This is a genomic window from Novilysobacter selenitireducens (assembly GCF_020026895.1).
GTDB classification, from domain to species: Bacteria; Pseudomonadota; Gammaproteobacteria; order Xanthomonadales; family Xanthomonadaceae; genus Lysobacter_C; species Lysobacter_C selenitireducens.
Window position 1 is genome coordinate 41,401 of sequence record NZ_JAINZW010000002.1, and the last position, 14,639, is coordinate 56,039.

Consider the following 14,639-nt stretch of genomic DNA (forward strand, 5'->3'; position numbering starts at 1 on the left):
GATGAATCAAGCATCGAAGACGGTCGAGATCCACACCGACGGCGCCTGCCTCGGCAATCCGGGCCCGGGTGGCTGGGGTGCGTTGCTGCGCTGCAAGGGGCGCGAGCGCGAGTTGTCCGGCGGCGACCCCGCCACCACCAACAACCGCATGGAGCTGATGGGCGCGATCATGGCGCTGGAGACGCTCAGCGAGCCATGCACGGTGGTCCTGCACACCGACTCCCAGTACGTCAGGCAGGGCATCACCCTGTGGATGCCCAACTGGGTGCGGCGCGGTTGGAAGACCGCCGGCGGAGACCCGGTCAAGAACCGCGACCTGTGGGAGCGGCTGGAGCTGGCCACCCGCCGCCACGCCATCGACTGGCGCTGGGTGAAAGGCCATTCCGGCGACCCCGACAACGAGCGCGTGGACATGCTGGCCCGCAATGCCGCGTTGAAGTTGCGCGCGGGCGCGGCCTGACCCCTGCCGTAGACTGGACCCGATGCGTCAGATCATCCTGGATATCGAAACCACCGGCCTGAGCTGGGAGCGCGGCAACCGCGTGGTCGAAATCGGCTGCGTCGAGTTCGTCGAGCGCCGTCCCACCGGTCGCAATTTCCACCGCTACCTGCGGCCGGACTGCGAGTTCGAACCCGGCGCGCAGGAAGTCACCGGGCTGACGCTGGAATTCCTCGCCGACAAGCCGCGCTTCGCCGAGATCGTCGACGAGTTCCTCGAGTTCATCGACGGCGCCGAGCTGGTGATCCACAACGCGGCGTTCGACGTCGGCTTCCTCGACAACGAACTGCGGCTGGCCGGGGCGCACTACGGCCGGCTGGCCGACCGCTGCGCGATCGAGGATTCGCTGCTGCTGGCGCGCCAGCGCTTCCCGGGCCAGCGCAATTCACTGGACGCGCTGTGCAAGCGGCTGGGCGTGGACAACGCGCACCGCCAGCTGCACGGCGCACTGCTCGATGCCCAGTTGCTGGCCGAGGTGTACATCGGGCTGACGTCGGGGCAGGAAGAGATCGGGTTCGCTTCGGCCGATGCCGCGTCTGCCGCGATGATCCCGACCTTCCGTGCCGCTGCCGGTCCACGCCCGACCATCGCCATCCCCGATTCCGACCTGCAGGCGCACCAGGAGCGCCTGGCAGGCCTGCGCAAGAAGGCGGGGCATGCGTTGTGGGACAGGTTCGAATCCAGCGACGTCGAGGCCGAGGTGCCGGCGCTGGCGTGACGGAGCGCCATGGCGCCCGCCGGCGTCGCCAGCGGGCACGGGAATTGGTGCCAGCCTAGTGGCTGCGCACCAGGATCACGGTGACATTGTCCGAGCCCCCACCGTCCAGCGCCGCGGCCACCAGCGTGTCGACGCATTCCTGCGCGCTGCAGTCACGCTGTGACAGCACGTTGGCGATGCTGCGGTCGTCCACTTCCTCGGTCAGCCCGTCGCTGCACAGCAGCAGCTGCATGCCGGGGCGGAGTTCGCCGGTCATCGTCTCGACGTTGAGGTTCCGCGGATCGGTCACGCCCAGCGCCTGGGTCACCACGTTGCGATGCGGGTGGCTGCGCGCCTGCTCGTGGGTGATCGCGCCGTTGGCGATCAGCTCCTGCACGTAGCTGTGGTCCTGCGACAGCTGCGCCAGCTGCCCGTCGCGGTACAGGTAGACCCGGCTGTCGCCGACCCAGGCCACCTCGAAGCGCTGGCCGGTGACACGCGCGGCGACCACGGTGGTGCCCATCGGCAGCGCGTCGTTGCGGCGGCGCGAGGTCCGGATGATCTCCTCGTCGGCGATGCGGATGGCCTGGTCCAACGGGGTGCCGTCGCGGACCTCACGGACGATGGCCTCGCGCGCCAGCGCGCTCGCCACCTCGCCGTACTCGTGCCCGCCCATGCCGTCGGCCACCAGCCAGAGCCCCAGCTCGCTGTCGCCGTAGTAGGTGTCCTCGTTAAGGTCGCGCCGCAGCCCGACATGCGTGAGGTGTCCGAATTCGATCATGCCGCGATGATGCCCTGTTCACGGCGGCGCGTCATGACGCCGTCCCCCGGATGGGAGAACGCAGGAGTGGTAGCGCGGCGGCCTCGGCCGGCGCCTCCTGTAGGAGCGGCTTCAGCCGCGATTGCGATCCACGGGGTCCAAGCCAGCGCACTTGTGCAGGACGCAGCACGGAGCTGTCGCGGTGAACGGAGGGATGGACTCGGGCCATCCGTGGCCCTCGCCCTCGCCCTCGCTGCGCGAGGGCAGCCTGCGGCTGTCCAAATCGGCTTTCCTGCCGATTTGTCGAACCCCTGTTGGGGCTCTCTTCCAATCCCTCTCCGCCAGATACGCAAAACGCCCCTTTCGGGGCGCTGTGCGTATCTGGCGGAGAGGGGGGGATTCGAACCCCCGAGGCGCTATAAACGCCTGCCTGATTTCGAGTCAGGTACATTCAACCACTCTGCCACCTCTCCGGTGGTGTCCTCCTCCAGGCCGGTGACGGCCGGGCGGGGCGCGCCATGATACGGGCCGCGCCCCGGGTGGACAAGCGGCCGAAGCGTGATTCCCGGCAGCGGACGGGGCGGGCGTTAAACTGCGTGGCCCCCTTCCATGAGTGCGCTGCCCATGTCCGAGATCCTGGTGCCCGTGTCGTTCGGCGAGTTGCTGGACAAGATCGCCATCCTCCAGATCAAGTCCGAGCGGATGACGGATGCAGCCAAGCTGACCAACGTCCGCAACGAGCTGTCGGCGCTGGAGAAGACCTGGATGGCGCATCCGGCCGCCGGCAACGACATCGCCCGGTTGCGCGCCGACCTGAAGGCCGTCAACGAACGGCTGTGGGTGATCGAGGACGACATCCGGCTCAAGGAAAAGGCGCAGGCCTTCGACGACGGCTTCATCCAGCTGGCGCGCAGCGTCTACATCGAGAACGACCAGCGCGCCCGCATCAAGCGCGAGATCAACGTTGCCCTGGGGTCGGCGTACGTCGAGGAGAAGTCGTACGAGGACTACCGTTCCGGCGGTGCCCCCGCAGGCTGACCACGCACGTCAGCCATCGTGCGGAGCCGCATGTTTCCGCGTGGCGGCGGTGTCGGCATAGACCGGCTCGCGGACAGGCAGCAGCAATTTCTGCATGAAGGTCGGCTCGTGCGGGCCGATCCCGGTCTGCGTGACCGGGCCTTCCGAGAACGTGCCGAACAGGCGGTCCCAGATGATCGCGTTGCAGCTGTAGTTGCTGTTGCTGTCCTCGAAGACGCTGGAGTGGTGGCGACGGTGGTGCGCGCTGCAGGTCACCAGCCAGCGCAGGCCCGGCGTGTCGGTGTGGACGTTGGCATGGACGATGGAGGCGTTGACCACCAGCAGCGTGGTCGCGCCGGCCGCGGCTTCCGCGGTGCCGCCGAACAAAGCCGTGATCAGCAACGCGGGCAGTGCCAGGAACAGCACCTCCAGCGGGTGCGTGGCACCAGAGTTGAGCGCGTGCAGGTTCTGGTAGGCGTGGTGGAAACCGTGCCCGCTCAGCCGCCAGAACAGGCTTGAAGCATGGATCGCGCGGTGGATCCAGTAGTAGATGAGCTCACTGGCGAAGAACAGCAGCACCACCTGGGCCAACAGCGGCCAGCCCGTAGGCCACAGCGCCATGCCCCACGCGTCGCGCGCGTGCACCAGCGACGGTGCGAGCAGCCATTCGTACAGCGACAGCACCAGGCCGAACACGACCAGCGTCGCCACGTAGACCGCCGCCAGTCCCAGCTTCTGCTTCGGTGTCTGCCGCCAGTGCGGCACGGCGGGGGCCGTGGCTTCGAGGAAGGCCAGCACTGCCTGGGAGGCGACCAGGGCGGCCAGCGCCGCGATCTCGCTCTTGTCCAGCGCCCACCACAAGCCGAGGGCACCCAGCAAGAGCAACGGGTGCGTGAGCGTCTGGATGAAGGGGTGTGGTCGTGCGGTCATGGCGTCGGCGAGGCTGGAGACCTGATCGACTGGACCATGCCGTGCGTGCCGTGGCCGGTCATGGGCCATCCGTCGGGATGCCTCCTGCCGTCACCCGCAGCCTGCCATCGGCCTTGCCGCATCCGGGTGCCCGTAGCCAACCGCTCAAGTCGCCAGCGCGTACGCGGCCAGCGCGAACGCCAGCACGGCCATGGTCATGGCTACGGCGGTCAGGCGTCTTGAGCGGTCGAGTGCGGCCAGCGCGAGTTCATGCCTGGCCAGCGTACGCTCCAGCTCGGTCGCGCCCTGCTGCAGCGAGTGCAGGGTGTTCTGCATCTCGCCGGCCAGGGTGTGGATGGCGTCGGCGTTCTGCGCCGCGGCGTCCTGCAGCTCCTTGATCTGTTGGGGCACCAGCGCGGCGGCCTTCGTGTCGTCGCCGCGGCTGAGCGTGAACATCGGGCGCGCGGCCTTGATGATGTCGGGCAGGAACGGGGCGACGACGCTGAACCAGGTGGACATCGGTACTCCTCGTGAAGGCGGCGAGGGGCCGGCCAGACGGTGGCGCGGACTCAGCCGTGGTCGCGACGGTAGCGCTCGAACGCCGCCACCGCATCCTCGACGGTCACCAGGTCCATGACGCCTTCGTGCTCGATCTTGGTGCCCCACCTGAGCGCGTCGCCAGCTTTGCCCCGGAACCTGCGGGCGGCATCATCGTAGCGGTCCACGCAGTAGCGGCGGTCCGAGTAGGGACCACTGCGGGCCGGGTTGCTGGCGGCGTGCAGGCCCAGCACCTTGGTGCCCATCGCGTTGGCGATGTGCATCGGGCCGGAGTCGGGCGTCACCAGCAGGTCGCCGCGCGCCAGCAGGGCCGGGAGCTGCTTGAGCGTGTCCTTACCGACCAGGTCGAGCGCCGGGTGGTTCATCGCCGCGAGGATCGCGTCGGCCGTCTCACGCTCCAGTGCGCTACGCCCGCCGCAGAGCACCACCCGCCAGCCGGCATCGACGGCGTGGTCGGCCAGCGCGGCGTGGCGGTCGTGGCGCCAGTTGCGCAGCGCGTGGCTGGAGCAGGGCGAAACGAGCATTGTGCGGCGACCGTCATCGGGCCATTGCGCGCGCGCCCAGTCGAAGGCCTCGGCGGGGACGGGTAGGTCCCAGCGCACGCTGTCCTGCTTCAGGCCCAACGGCTCGCAGAAGCTGCCGATGGCATCCAGCACGTGGATGCCGGGGCGGTCGGGGATGCGTTCGTTGATGAACAGCCCGTGCCCGTCCTTGGACCGGCTGCGGTCATAGCCGATGCGCCGGCGCGCGGGGATGAACGCCGACAGCAGGTTCGCGCGCGCCGCCACCTGCATCTGCAGCAGGGCGTCGAATCGCTGGCCATCCAGGGCCCGCCGCACGCCACGCATCCCGGCAATGCCGGTGCGCTTGTCGTATTCGATGAAGTCGACGCCCGGCAGGCCGTCCAGCAGGCGGTGCTCGCCCTTGCCGATCACCCAGGCCAGGCGCACCCCGGGCCATGCCTCCTGCAGCGTGCGCACGAGGGGCACCACATGGGTGACGTCGCCCAGTGCCGACAGGCGCAGCAGGCAGATCGAGTCGGGACGCGCGGCGGGCCCGGATGAATGGCGGGTTTGAATTGCTAGACTCCGGGCGATGACGGGGTATGACGCGACAGAAGGCTTGACGCCGTTCCGCGATGACAGCGGGTACGGCGCGATTCTGTTCGACCTGACGCGGGTGCGGCAAGCCAGCGCCGACTGGTTCTCGCCCGCGTTCTGGGGCGACCGTGCCCGTCCGGTGGAAAGCGGCGGGCGCGGTGGCGCCTGGTTCGTCGAGACGCCGTTCGGCCCCGCCGTGCTGCGCCGCTACCTGCGGGGCGGGCTCGTGGCACAGGTGAATCGCGACCGCTACCTGTGGCGTGGCAGCAACCGCACGCGCTCGTTTGCCGAATTCCGCCTGCTGCGCGCGGTCGCGGAGAAGGGCGTGCCGGTGCCTCGCCCGATCGCTGCCTACTACCGGCGTGTCGGCCTGCGCTACCAGGCCGCGATCCTGCTGGAGCGCCTTGAGAACGTGCGCTCGCTGGCCGACCGCGCCGGCGTGGCAGGCGACGGGGCGCCGTGGGAGGAAGCTGGGCGCTTGATCGCGCGCAGCCACCGCGCCGGGCTGGACCATGCCGACCTCAACGCCCACAACCTGCTGTTCAACGCGGCAGGGCAGGGCTGGGTGATCGACCTGGACCGTGGCGAGCTGCGCATCCCTGCCACCGGTTGGCGCGAGCGCAACCTGGCACGCCTGAGGCGTTCGGTGCTGAAACTACGCGGCAACCGGCCGGTCGATGCGGTCGAGCGCGACTTCGCCCGTCTCCGCGGCGCCTACGACCGCATCTGGCAGCGGGGCTACTGATGGCCTGGCAGTTGCGCCTGCAGGGTGTCGGCAGTGCCTCGGCGGTCGAGCTGGGTTCGGCGATGGCGACGATCGAACGCGACGGCGCGCCGTGGCTGACCATCGATTGCGGCGGCGAGGGCCTCACCGGCTACCTGGCGCACTACGGCGAACCGCCGCGTGCGCTGTTCGTCACCCACACGCACATGGACCACGTCGCCGGTTTCGAGCGGCTGTTCGTGGAGAGCTATTTCGATACGGCCCGTCGCGGCCGCACGCGCATCTACGTGCCCGCGCCGCTGGTGCCGCTGCTTCACAAGCGCGTCGGCGACTACCCCAACGTGCTGGCCGAGGGCGGCGCCAACTTCTGGGACGCGTTCCAGGTGATCCCGGTGGGCGAGGCCTTCTGGCACGACGGGGTGCGGCTGGAAGTGTTCCCGACGCGCCACCACTGGCCGGAGACGGCGTTCGGCCTGCGCCTGCGCGGCAGCGTGGTGTGGACGGGCGACACCCGGCCGATTCCGGAGATGCTGGCGCGCTTCGCCGACGACGGCGAGCTCATCGCGCACGACTGCGGCCTGGTCGGCAATCCGTCGCACAGCGGCATCGACGACCTGGAGCGTGAGTACCCGCGCGAGCTGCTGGACCGGTGCGTGCTCTACCACTACGCCAGCGCCGCCGACGGTCGCGCCCTGGCCGAACGCGGGTACCGGGTGGCGGAGTCGGGCGAGACGCTCGCATTGAACGAGCCGACCGCGCGACGGTCCGATCCGGTATGAACGTGCCTCGCCCCATCGACGCTCCCGCCGCCACCGAAGGGCCGCGGGACCGCCTCGGCCGTCCGCTGCGCGACCTGCGGCTGTCGGTGATCGAGGCATGCAATTTCCGTTGCCCGTACTGCATGCCCGCCGACCAGGTCGGCGACGACCACGGACTGGACGCGGCCTCGCGCCTCTCGTTCGACGAAATCGAGACGCTGGTGCGCGGATTCGCCCGGCTGGGCATGAACAAACTGCGCATCACCGGCGGCGAGCCGTTGCTGCGGCGCCACCTGCCACGGCTGATCGAGCGGCTGGCAGCGGTACCCGGCCTGGACGACATCGCCCTCACGACCAACGGCAGCCTGCTCGCCGGGCAGGCGCGCGCGCTGCGCGACGCGGGGCTCCGGCGGATCACGGTCAGCCTGGATGCACTGGACCCGGCCCTGTTTGCGTCGCTGTCTGGTGGGCGCGGGCGGCTGGATGACGTGCTGCGCGGCATCGACGCCGCGGTCGACGCCGGCTTCGGCCCGATCAAGCTCAACTGCGTCGTGCAGCGGGGCGTCAACGAAAGCCAGGTGTTGCCGCTGGTGGCATTCGCACGCGAGCAGGGGCACGTCCCGCGCTTCATCGAGTACATGGACGTGGGCACCTGCAACGGCTGGCGGCGCGAGCGCGTGGTGCCGTCGGCCGAGCTGCGCGACTCGATTCACGCGCGCTGGCCGTTGCGTCCGCTGCAGCCGCATTACCGGGGCGAGGTAGCCGAGCGCTATGCCTTCGTCGACGGGGTGGGCGAGGTCGGCTTCGTCAGCTCCGTCACCGCGCCGTTCTGCGGCGACTGCCATCGCGCCCGGGTCTCGGCCGACGGCACGCTCTACACCTGCCTGTTTGCCGCCGGCGGCCAGCCGTTGCGGCCGTTGCTGGCGGCTGGCGATACCGCGGTGGCCGGGCACGTTGCCGACATCTGGCATCGCCGAGCGGACCGCTACAGCGAGGAACGCGGCTCGCCAGCGGCGTCGCGCCGGCACGTGGAGATGTTCCTGGTCGGTGGGTGAGGCGTCTGCTGCTCGTGTGGATGTCAAATGGCGCATCTGTGCCCTGGCTACTGGCTCTTGAACTCATCCCCTGCAGCCAGGCCGGCATCACGCGTGCACTAAAGATGGGCTGCGACTGAACACGAGCAACCCGGATCACCATGAACAACCTCCCCACGTCACCTATCGAACGCGAACAGGCATTGCTGACCGATGCCGTCCGTGCGTCCCGCGAAGCACTGGACGCATTGCTCGCCGATGACTTCATGGAAATCGCATCCACCGGCGTCTCCTTCGGCAAGGCCGCTGTCCTGGACCGGTTGCCCCAGGAGACAGGATCGGTGGCACTCGAAGGCACGGGGTTCACCGAACGACCGGTAGCCGATGGCGTCGTGGTGGTGACGTATCGCGCCACCGTTGTCCGGAACGGGCTCCGCACCGCCTCGATGCGGGCTTCGCTCTGGCGCCGGGAGCCGACGGGCTGGCGCATGGTGTTCCACCAGGGAACGCGTCTGCCCGATGGCGATACCATCTGACTCCGCTTCACGGTCGCCCGCATGCCAACCAGTCCATCCAGCTCCGGCCTGACCCACCTCGACGAGCACGGCCGTCCCGCCATGGTCGATGTCTCCGGCAAGGCCGTCACCGCGCGCGAGGCGCGGGCCGAATGCCGCGTTGCATTCCCGTCCGAGGTGGCCGCCCGGTTGCGCGAAAGCGGGCTGCGCAGCGCCAAGGGCGGCATCGTCGATACCGCGGTGATCGCCGGGACCATGGCGGTCAAGCGCACGCATGAGCTGATCCCGTTCTGCCATCCGCTTCCGATCGACGGCTGCCGCCTCGCGATCGACTGGGACGGCGAGGACGCGTTGCGGATCGAGTGCAGCGTCCGCACCACGCACCGCACCGGGGTCGAGATGGAGGCGCTGACTGGCGCGACCGTCGCGGCGTTGACGGTCTACGACATGTGCAAGGCGCTGTCGCACGACATCGTGCTGGGCCCCGCGCGGCTGCTGGCCAAGCGCGGTGGCCGGCATGACGTCGGGGAGGCGCCGTGAGCGTCCGCGTCGCCGTGCTGTATTTCGCGAGCCTGCGCGATGCCGCGGGGTGCGGCCGCGAGGAGGTCGACACCGACGCCACCGACCTCCTCGGGCTCTACCGGCAATTGCGCGAGCGTCATGGCTTCGCGCTGCCACGCGAGCGCCTGCGCGTCTCGATGGGTGATGCCTTCGTGGACTGGTCGACCCCGCTGAGCGAGGGCGCGGAGATCGCGTTCATCCCGCCGGTGTCGGGGGGCTGAGCGATGCCCGAATTCCGGTTATCCAAGACGCCATTCGACACCGCGACCTTGCGGTCCGACCTGCTGGACGAGCGCGTCGGCGGCTACGCCAGCTTCGAAGGGTGGGTGCGAAACCACAACGAAGGCCGCGACGTGGGCGGCTTGCGCTACGAGGCGCATGAGGCCCTCGCGCTGGCTGAGGGCCGCCGCGTGCTGGACGAGGCGATGGCGCGGTTCGACATCATCGATACCCACTGCGTGCACCGCGTCGGTGATCTCGCCATCGGCGAGTTGGCGGTCTGGGTCGGCGTCACCGCCGCGCATCGCGATGCTGCATTCGCGGCCTGTCGCTTCGTGATCGACGAGGTCAAGGCGCGCGTGCCGATCTGGAAGCACGAACGCTACTGCGACGGCGACGCCGGCTGGTTGCACCCTGCACCCGACCGCTGACCCGCGCCCATCGCTCCGCAAACGCCGCCAACACGAGGAGATCGCCATGCCCAGGTCCATTCCCGCGTTGATACTGCTGGTCGCGTCCGGATTTACGTGTCCAGCCCTCTCAGCCGACCTGCTGGTGGGCAACAAGGCCGCCGATACCGTGTGGCGGCTGTCGCTCGACAGCGGCGAGCGCGTGGGCGCCTTCCCCTCCGGGCCGGCACCGCACGAGATCGTGGTGTCGCCCGACGGCCGCCGCGCGCTGGTCACGCATTACGGCGGCACGGAGCCTGGCCGCAGCGTCGGGGTGCTGGACCTTGAAACCGGCAAGGTCGCAACGCGCATCCGGCTGGACGGCCACGCCCGCCCGCACGGCATCCGCTGGCTGCCCGACGGGCGCGCCGTGGTGACGGCAGAGGCCACCGGCAGCCTGCTGGTGCTGGACGTCGCCAGGGGCATGGTCGAATCGGCCATCGAGGTCGGCGACGGCAACGGCCACATGGTCGAGGTGTCGGCCGATGGCGGGGTGGCCTACGTCAGCAAGATCGCCGATGGCACCGTCAGTCGCGTGGACGTGGCCACGGGCGAGGTCACGCACGTGGTCGAAAGCGGCGCCGGCGCGGAGGGCCTGGCGGTGCATCCGGCGAGTGGCGACGTCTGGGTCGGCAACCGCGAGGCCGACACCGTCACCGTGCACGACGCCGACACGCTGGCGCTGCGCCATACGCTGGAGAGCGACGGCTTTCCGATCCGCGTGGTATTCACGCCAGACGGCCGCCACGCACTGGTGACGAACGCGCGCGCCGCGACCCTGGGGGTATTCGATGTGGAGACACGCGAGCGCGTGGCCGAAGTGCGATTGGCGCGCGAGGGCGTGGCCTACCGCGACACCCTGCTGGGCCGCGCCGCGCTGCCGATCGGCGTCGTGGCCGACCCGGCGAAGCCCCGCGTCTACGTGGCCATCAGTGGCGCGGACGAAATCGCGGTCATCGACACGGCGACGTGGACCGTCGTCGACCATTGGCCCACCGGCCGCGAACCCGATGCGCTGGCGATCGTGCCGTAGGCGGTGCCCGAAAAGGTGGCGACCCCGCCGGCTGGCCTCGGCACCCGCGTCGATCGATACCGTTGCTGCCTTCCGGCCCTGGCGGGGTTTTCGACCTAGCGTCGCGAGGGGCCGACGGGGCCACCATAGGACGGCGCGATGCTTGATCGCACTGCGACGGTGGCGTGTGGACCACGTCGCGGGAAACTGGCGGAGAGAGGGGGATTCGAACCCCCGAAGCGCGGTTTAGACGCTTACACACTTTCCAGGCGTGCTCCTTCAACCACTCGGACACCTCTCCGGACCGCGGGACGCGCCATGGGCACGCCTGCGGGGCGCAAAGTCTAGTCGTCGGCGCCCCCGGCCACAAGGCGGGCGGCTGAATCGCCGCGGGTGCCGTCCGGGAAGGGCCGTGGTCAGGCCGGATCGTCGCGGGTGACGTGGCACAATGCCGGTCTGCCGACGGGGCGTCCGCGCAAGCGCGCGAACCATGTCCGTCGGCGCGTCCCGCTCGACTGAAGGGTCCGATGTCCTACCTCGTCCTTGCACGGAAATGGCGCCCCCGGCGCTTCGCCGAATTGGTCGGCCAGGAGCACGTGGTGCGCGCGCTGACCAACGCGCTCGACAGCGGCCGGCTGCACCACGCCTTCCTGTTCACCGGCACCCGCGGGGTCGGCAAGACCACGATCGCGCGCATCTTCGCCAAGTCGCTCAATTGCGAGCAGGGCACGTCGGCCGAGCCGTGCGGCGAGTGCGGCGCCTGTCGCGACATCGACGCCGGTCGCTTCATGGACCTGCTTGAGATCGACGCGGCCAGCAACACCGGCGTCGACGACGTGCGCGAGGTGATCGAGAACGCGCAGTACATGCCCGGCCGCGGCCGCATGAAGGTGTACCTGATCGACGAGGTGCACATGCTGTCGAAGGCGGCGTTCAACGCGCTGCTCAAGACGCTGGAAGAGCCGCCGGGGCACGTGAAGTTCTTGCTGGCGACCACCGACCCGCAGAAGCTGCCGGTCACCGTGCTGTCGCGCTGCCTGCAGTTCAACCTCAAGCGGCTGGACGAGGAACAGATCTCCGGCCAGATCACGAAGATCCTGGAGGCCGAGGGCATCGCCGCCGAGCCGGGCGCGGTGCGCCAGCTCAGCCGCGCCGCCGACGGCAGCCTGCGCGACGGGCTTTCGCTGCTGGACCAGGCGATCGCGTATAGCGGTGCAAGCGCCGCCGGCAGCGCGCTGTCGGATGCGTCGGTGGCGACGATGCTGGGCACCGTCGACCGCACCCGCGTTGGCGCGCTGCTGCAGGCGCTGTGCGCCGGCGATGGCGCCGCACTGCTGGATGAGGTTGCCGCGCTGGCGGAGTTCTCGCCGGACTGGGCCAGCGTGCTGGACGCGCTGGGCGAGGCGTTGCATCGCGTGCAGGTGCGCCAGCTGGTGCCGGGCGCGGCGACGGAAGGCGAGGGCGTCGATGTCGAGTCGCTGGCCTCGCAGCTGCGGCCGGAAGTGGTGCAGCTCTGGTACCAGATGGCGCTGCACGGGCGCCGTGACCTGCCGCTGGCGCCGAGCGCGCGGGCCGGGTTCGAGATGTGCGTGCTTCGCATGCTGGCGTTCCGTCCTGCAGGCAGTGGTGACGTCGCCCGTGTGCCCGAGGCGGCGCAGGGCGCGGGTCAGGCGGCGCAGGCCGTTGCCGCTGCTGCACCGTCGGGAATGGACGCGGCACCCGCATCGGAGGAACCCGCCGCAGCACGTAATCGGCCCGACGTGGACCGCGCTGTCATGCCGGCAGCTATCGAAGTCGCGCCGCCGTCCCACGTCGCTGTCGAGGCGGATCGCCCGCGCACCGGGACCGGGTTGCCCCCGGTAGCCGTCCCGAGTGCACCGCCGTCACCGCCGAGTCCCGAATCAGGCGCCGCCGTGCGACCCGCCCCGGCGGACGTTGCCGCCGCCGCAGCAGGCCAGCTGTCCGGTATCGACGACTGGCACGCCCTGCTCGACAGCGGAGCGCTCAAGGGGCCGGCGAAGCTCCTGGCCGAACACGCCGGTTTCCTGGGCTTCGAGGACGGCGTCGTGCGCCTGAGCCTGCCGGCGTCCGACGAACACCTCCGCACCGGTCCGTCGGTGCGAATGCTGGGCGATGCACTGGCCAGCGCCCTGGGCGGCAGCCCCCAGATCCGTTTCGAGTCGGCGGCCGAGCCGGTCGAGTCCGTGCGCGAGCGTAAGGAGCGCGTGCGCGACGAACGCCAGAACGAGGCCGAAGCCGCCTTCATGGCCGACCCCGACGTGCAGCGACTGATCGCCCAGCACGGCGCCCGTATCGTCCCTGATTCGATCCGACCGTTCGACGGCACCTGAGCGCCGTCGCGCCCCAACACCCCACATCGAAGGAACCCACGCCATGCGCGGAAACATCGCCCAACTCATGCAGCAAGCGCAGAAGATGCAGGAAAACATGCAGCGCGCGCAGGAGCAGCTGGCCCAGCTCGAAGTCACCGGCAACGCCGGCGGCGGCATGGTCAACGTCACCCTGAGTGGCCGCATGGAGTGCCGCAAGGTGCGCATCGACCCCAGCGTCCTGTCGGACCCGGAGATGGCCGAGGACCTGGTGGCTGCGGCTTTCAACGACGCGGTCAACAAGGCCAACGCCGCCGCGCAGGAGCGCATGGGTTCGGCCACCGCCGGCATGCAGCTGCCGCCGGGGATGAAGCTGCCGTTCTGAGGCATGTCGCTTCTCGAACAACTGATCGATGCGTTCCGCATCCTGCCCGGCGTCGGGCAGAAGTCCGCGCAGCGCATGGCCTACCACGTGCTCGAGCGCGAGCGCGCGGGCGGGCGTCGCCTGTCGGAGGCGCTGGCCTCGGCCGTGGAGCGCATCGGGAATTGCGAGCGCTGCCGCGACTTCAGTGAAACCGGGGTCTGCGCAACATGCGCCAGCGCATCGCGCGACGTGCACCAGCTGTGCGCAGTGGAATCGCCCGCCGACCGCCTGGCGATCGAGCAGGCGACCGGCTACCGGGGGCTCTATTTCGTCCTGCAGGGCCGGTTGAGTCCACTCGACGGCATCGGTCCGCGCGAACTCGGGCTGGACCGCCTCGCCGAGCGCCTGGCCGAGGGCGAGGTGCAGGAGTTGATCATCGCCACCAACCCCACCGTGGAAGGCGAGGCGACGGCGCACTACCTGGCGCAACTGGCGCGCAAGCACGGCGTGCGGCCCAGCCGGCCCACGCACGGCGTGCCTCTGGGCGGCGAGCTGGAATACGTCGACCGCGGCACTCTGTCGCATGCCTTCGGTAGCCGGAGCGAAATGCCGGGTTGAGTGGTAGCGTCGGCCGCCCCATCCCCGCGCACGATGTGCTGCGCGACCCACGCAAGGAGCCCGCGATGAGCGACACCATCTTCGACCGGATCATCCGCCGCGAGATCCCGGCGGACATCGTCTTCGAGGACGAACACCTGATCGCCTTCCGCGACATCGCCCCGCAGGCGCCGGTGCATGTGCTGTTCGTGCCCAAGACCCCCATCGCGACCCTCAACGACCTGCAGCCGGACCAAGCCGCCATCGTCGGCCGGCTGGCGCATGCCGCGGCGGAGTACGCCAAGCGCGAAGGGTTCGCCGAGGACGGCTACCGGGTGGTGATGAACTGCAACGACCACGGCGGGCAGACCGTCTTCCAGATCCACCTGCATCTGTTGGCAGGTGCACCGCTCGGCCGGTTCGGCACGCGCGAGAAATAGCCGGTTCCTTTGTAGGAGCGACACCTGTCGCGACGCAGTTCCCGTGCCCGGGAAGGTCGCGACTGACGTCGCTCCTACATGGAGAAGTCCCTAAGG

At 69.8% G+C, this 14,639-nt stretch carries 19 protein-coding genes, 2 tRNA genes and 1 other RNA gene; 15 read left to right on the forward strand and 7 right to left on the reverse strand.

The window, feature by feature from the left end:
• The first annotated feature begins 1 nt into the window (after position 1).
• Both rnhA and dnaQ read left to right on the forward strand, forming a co-directional pair.
• Positions 2-460, forward strand: coding sequence for a ribonuclease HI (gene rnhA, locus K6753_RS03950; RefSeq protein WP_223674893.1), 459 nt, complete (start codon positions 2-4; stop codon positions 458-460).
• Positions 461-482: 22 nt separating this feature from the next.
• Positions 483-1,217 (forward strand): DNA polymerase III subunit epsilon, encoded by a 735-nt coding sequence (gene dnaQ, locus K6753_RS03955; protein WP_223674894.1) that lies wholly within the window; start codon positions 483-485, stop codon positions 1,215-1,217.
• A 55-nt stretch (positions 1,218-1,272) separates the two neighbouring features.
• Here the strand turns inward: dnaQ and K6753_RS03960 are convergent, their stop codons facing one another.
• Positions 1,273-1,977 (reverse strand): PP2C family protein-serine/threonine phosphatase, encoded by a 705-nt coding sequence (locus K6753_RS03960; protein WP_223674895.1) that lies wholly within the window; start codon positions 1,975-1,977, stop codon positions 1,273-1,275.
• Between the two features lie 361 nt (positions 1,978-2,338).
• Positions 2,339-2,429 (reverse strand) — tRNA-Ser (locus K6753_RS03965).
• A gap of 151 nt (positions 2,430-2,580) precedes the next feature.
• Between K6753_RS03965 and K6753_RS03970 the strand changes: the two genes are divergently transcribed.
• A complete protein-coding gene (locus K6753_RS03970; RefSeq protein ID WP_223674896.1) occupies positions 2,581-2,994 on the forward strand; it encodes a DUF6165 family protein in 414 nt (137 codons plus the stop codon).
• A 9-nt stretch (positions 2,995-3,003) separates the two neighbouring features.
• Here the strand turns inward: K6753_RS03970 and K6753_RS03975 are convergent, their stop codons facing one another.
• The 3 genes from K6753_RS03975 to K6753_RS03985 form a co-directional block, all read right to left on the reverse strand.
• Positions 3,004-3,903, reverse strand: coding sequence for a sterol desaturase family protein (locus K6753_RS03975; protein WP_223674897.1), 900 nt, complete (start codon positions 3,901-3,903; stop codon positions 3,004-3,006).
• A 144-nt stretch (positions 3,904-4,047) separates the two neighbouring features.
• The gene (locus tag K6753_RS03980) at positions 4,048-4,401 is read right to left on the reverse strand and encodes a hypothetical protein (protein WP_223674898.1); all 354 of its coding nucleotides are present in this window, start codon (positions 4,399-4,401) and stop codon (positions 4,048-4,050) included.
• Between the two features lie 50 nt (positions 4,402-4,451).
• Complete coding sequence (locus tag K6753_RS03985) at positions 4,452-5,519, reverse strand: glycosyltransferase family 9 protein (RefSeq protein ID WP_223675697.1); 1,068 nt, start codon at positions 5,517-5,519, stop codon at positions 4,452-4,454.
• Positions 5,520-5,535: 16 nt separating this feature from the next.
• Between K6753_RS03985 and K6753_RS03990 the strand changes: the two genes are divergently transcribed.
• The 8 genes from K6753_RS03990 to K6753_RS04025 all read left to right on the forward strand — a co-directional run bounded on the left by K6753_RS03990 (position 5,536) and on the right by K6753_RS04025 (position 10,833).
• Positions 5,536-6,285 carry a 3-deoxy-D-manno-octulosonic acid kinase gene (locus tag K6753_RS03990; protein ID WP_223674899.1) on the forward strand — a complete coding sequence of 250 codons (750 nt, stop codon included), beginning with the start codon at positions 5,536-5,538 and terminating at the stop codon, positions 6,283-6,285.
• Positions 6,285-7,043, forward strand: coding sequence for an MBL fold metallo-hydrolase (locus tag K6753_RS03995; RefSeq protein ID WP_223674900.1), 759 nt, complete (start codon positions 6,285-6,287; stop codon positions 7,041-7,043). The genes K6753_RS03990 and K6753_RS03995 overlap by 1 nt, the downstream gene beginning before the upstream one ends.
• Positions 7,040-8,077: a GTP 3',8-cyclase MoaA gene (moaA, locus tag K6753_RS04000; RefSeq protein WP_223674901.1), complete on the forward strand. Its 1,038-nt coding sequence runs from the start codon at positions 7,040-7,042 to the stop codon at positions 8,075-8,077. Before K6753_RS03995 ends, moaA begins: the two co-directional genes overlap by 4 nt.
• 140 nt (positions 8,078-8,217) lie before the next feature.
• The gene (locus K6753_RS04005) at positions 8,218-8,592 is read left to right on the forward strand and encodes a nuclear transport factor 2 family protein (RefSeq protein ID WP_223674902.1); all 375 of its coding nucleotides are present in this window, start codon (positions 8,218-8,220) and stop codon (positions 8,590-8,592) included.
• A 21-nt stretch (positions 8,593-8,613) separates the two neighbouring features.
• Complete coding sequence (gene moaC, locus K6753_RS04010; RefSeq protein ID WP_223674903.1) at positions 8,614-9,111, forward strand: cyclic pyranopterin monophosphate synthase MoaC; 498 nt, start codon at positions 8,614-8,616, stop codon at positions 9,109-9,111.
• The gene (locus K6753_RS04015; RefSeq protein WP_223674904.1) at positions 9,108-9,353 is read left to right on the forward strand and encodes a MoaD/ThiS family protein; all 246 of its coding nucleotides are present in this window, start codon (positions 9,108-9,110) and stop codon (positions 9,351-9,353) included. The genes moaC and K6753_RS04015 overlap by 4 nt, the downstream gene beginning before the upstream one ends.
• A gap of 3 nt (positions 9,354-9,356) precedes the next feature.
• The gene (locus K6753_RS04020) at positions 9,357-9,782 is read left to right on the forward strand and encodes a molybdenum cofactor biosynthesis protein MoaE (RefSeq protein WP_223674905.1); all 426 of its coding nucleotides are present in this window, start codon (positions 9,357-9,359) and stop codon (positions 9,780-9,782) included.
• A gap of 46 nt (positions 9,783-9,828) precedes the next feature.
• A complete protein-coding gene (locus K6753_RS04025; RefSeq protein ID WP_223674906.1) occupies positions 9,829-10,833 on the forward strand; it encodes a Vgb family protein in 1,005 nt (334 codons plus the stop codon).
• 21 nt (positions 10,834-10,854) lie between these two features.
• Here the strand turns inward: K6753_RS04025 and ffs are convergent.
• Together ffs and K6753_RS04035 are read right to left on the reverse strand one after the other, a co-directional pair.
• Positions 10,855-10,951: signal recognition particle sRNA small type (gene ffs / locus K6753_RS04030), an RNA gene on the reverse strand.
• A gap of 69 nt (positions 10,952-11,020) precedes the next feature.
• Positions 11,021-11,113: transfer RNA gene (locus K6753_RS04035), tRNA-Ser, on the reverse strand.
• Between the two features lie 226 nt (positions 11,114-11,339).
• Here K6753_RS04035 and dnaX point away from each other — a divergent pair.
• The 4 genes from dnaX to K6753_RS04055 all read left to right on the forward strand — a co-directional run bounded on the left by dnaX (position 11,340) and on the right by K6753_RS04055 (position 14,543).
• Positions 11,340-13,163, forward strand: a complete 1,824-nt coding sequence (gene dnaX / locus K6753_RS04040) for a DNA polymerase III subunit gamma/tau (RefSeq protein ID WP_223674907.1) — start codon at positions 11,340-11,342, stop codon at positions 13,161-13,163.
• Positions 13,164-13,206: 43 nt separating this feature from the next.
• Positions 13,207-13,527 (forward strand): YbaB/EbfC family nucleoid-associated protein, encoded by a 321-nt coding sequence (locus K6753_RS04045; RefSeq protein WP_223674908.1) that lies wholly within the window; start codon positions 13,207-13,209, stop codon positions 13,525-13,527.
• A 3-nt stretch (positions 13,528-13,530) separates the two neighbouring features.
• Entirely contained in the window at positions 13,531-14,124 is a 594-nt protein-coding gene (gene recR, locus K6753_RS04050; protein ID WP_223674909.1) for a recombination mediator RecR, read from the forward strand.
• 65 nt (positions 14,125-14,189) lie between these two features.
• Positions 14,190-14,543 (forward strand): histidine triad nucleotide-binding protein, encoded by a 354-nt coding sequence (locus K6753_RS04055; protein WP_223674910.1) that lies wholly within the window; start codon positions 14,190-14,192, stop codon positions 14,541-14,543.
• Positions 14,544-14,639: the final 96 nt, after the last annotated feature.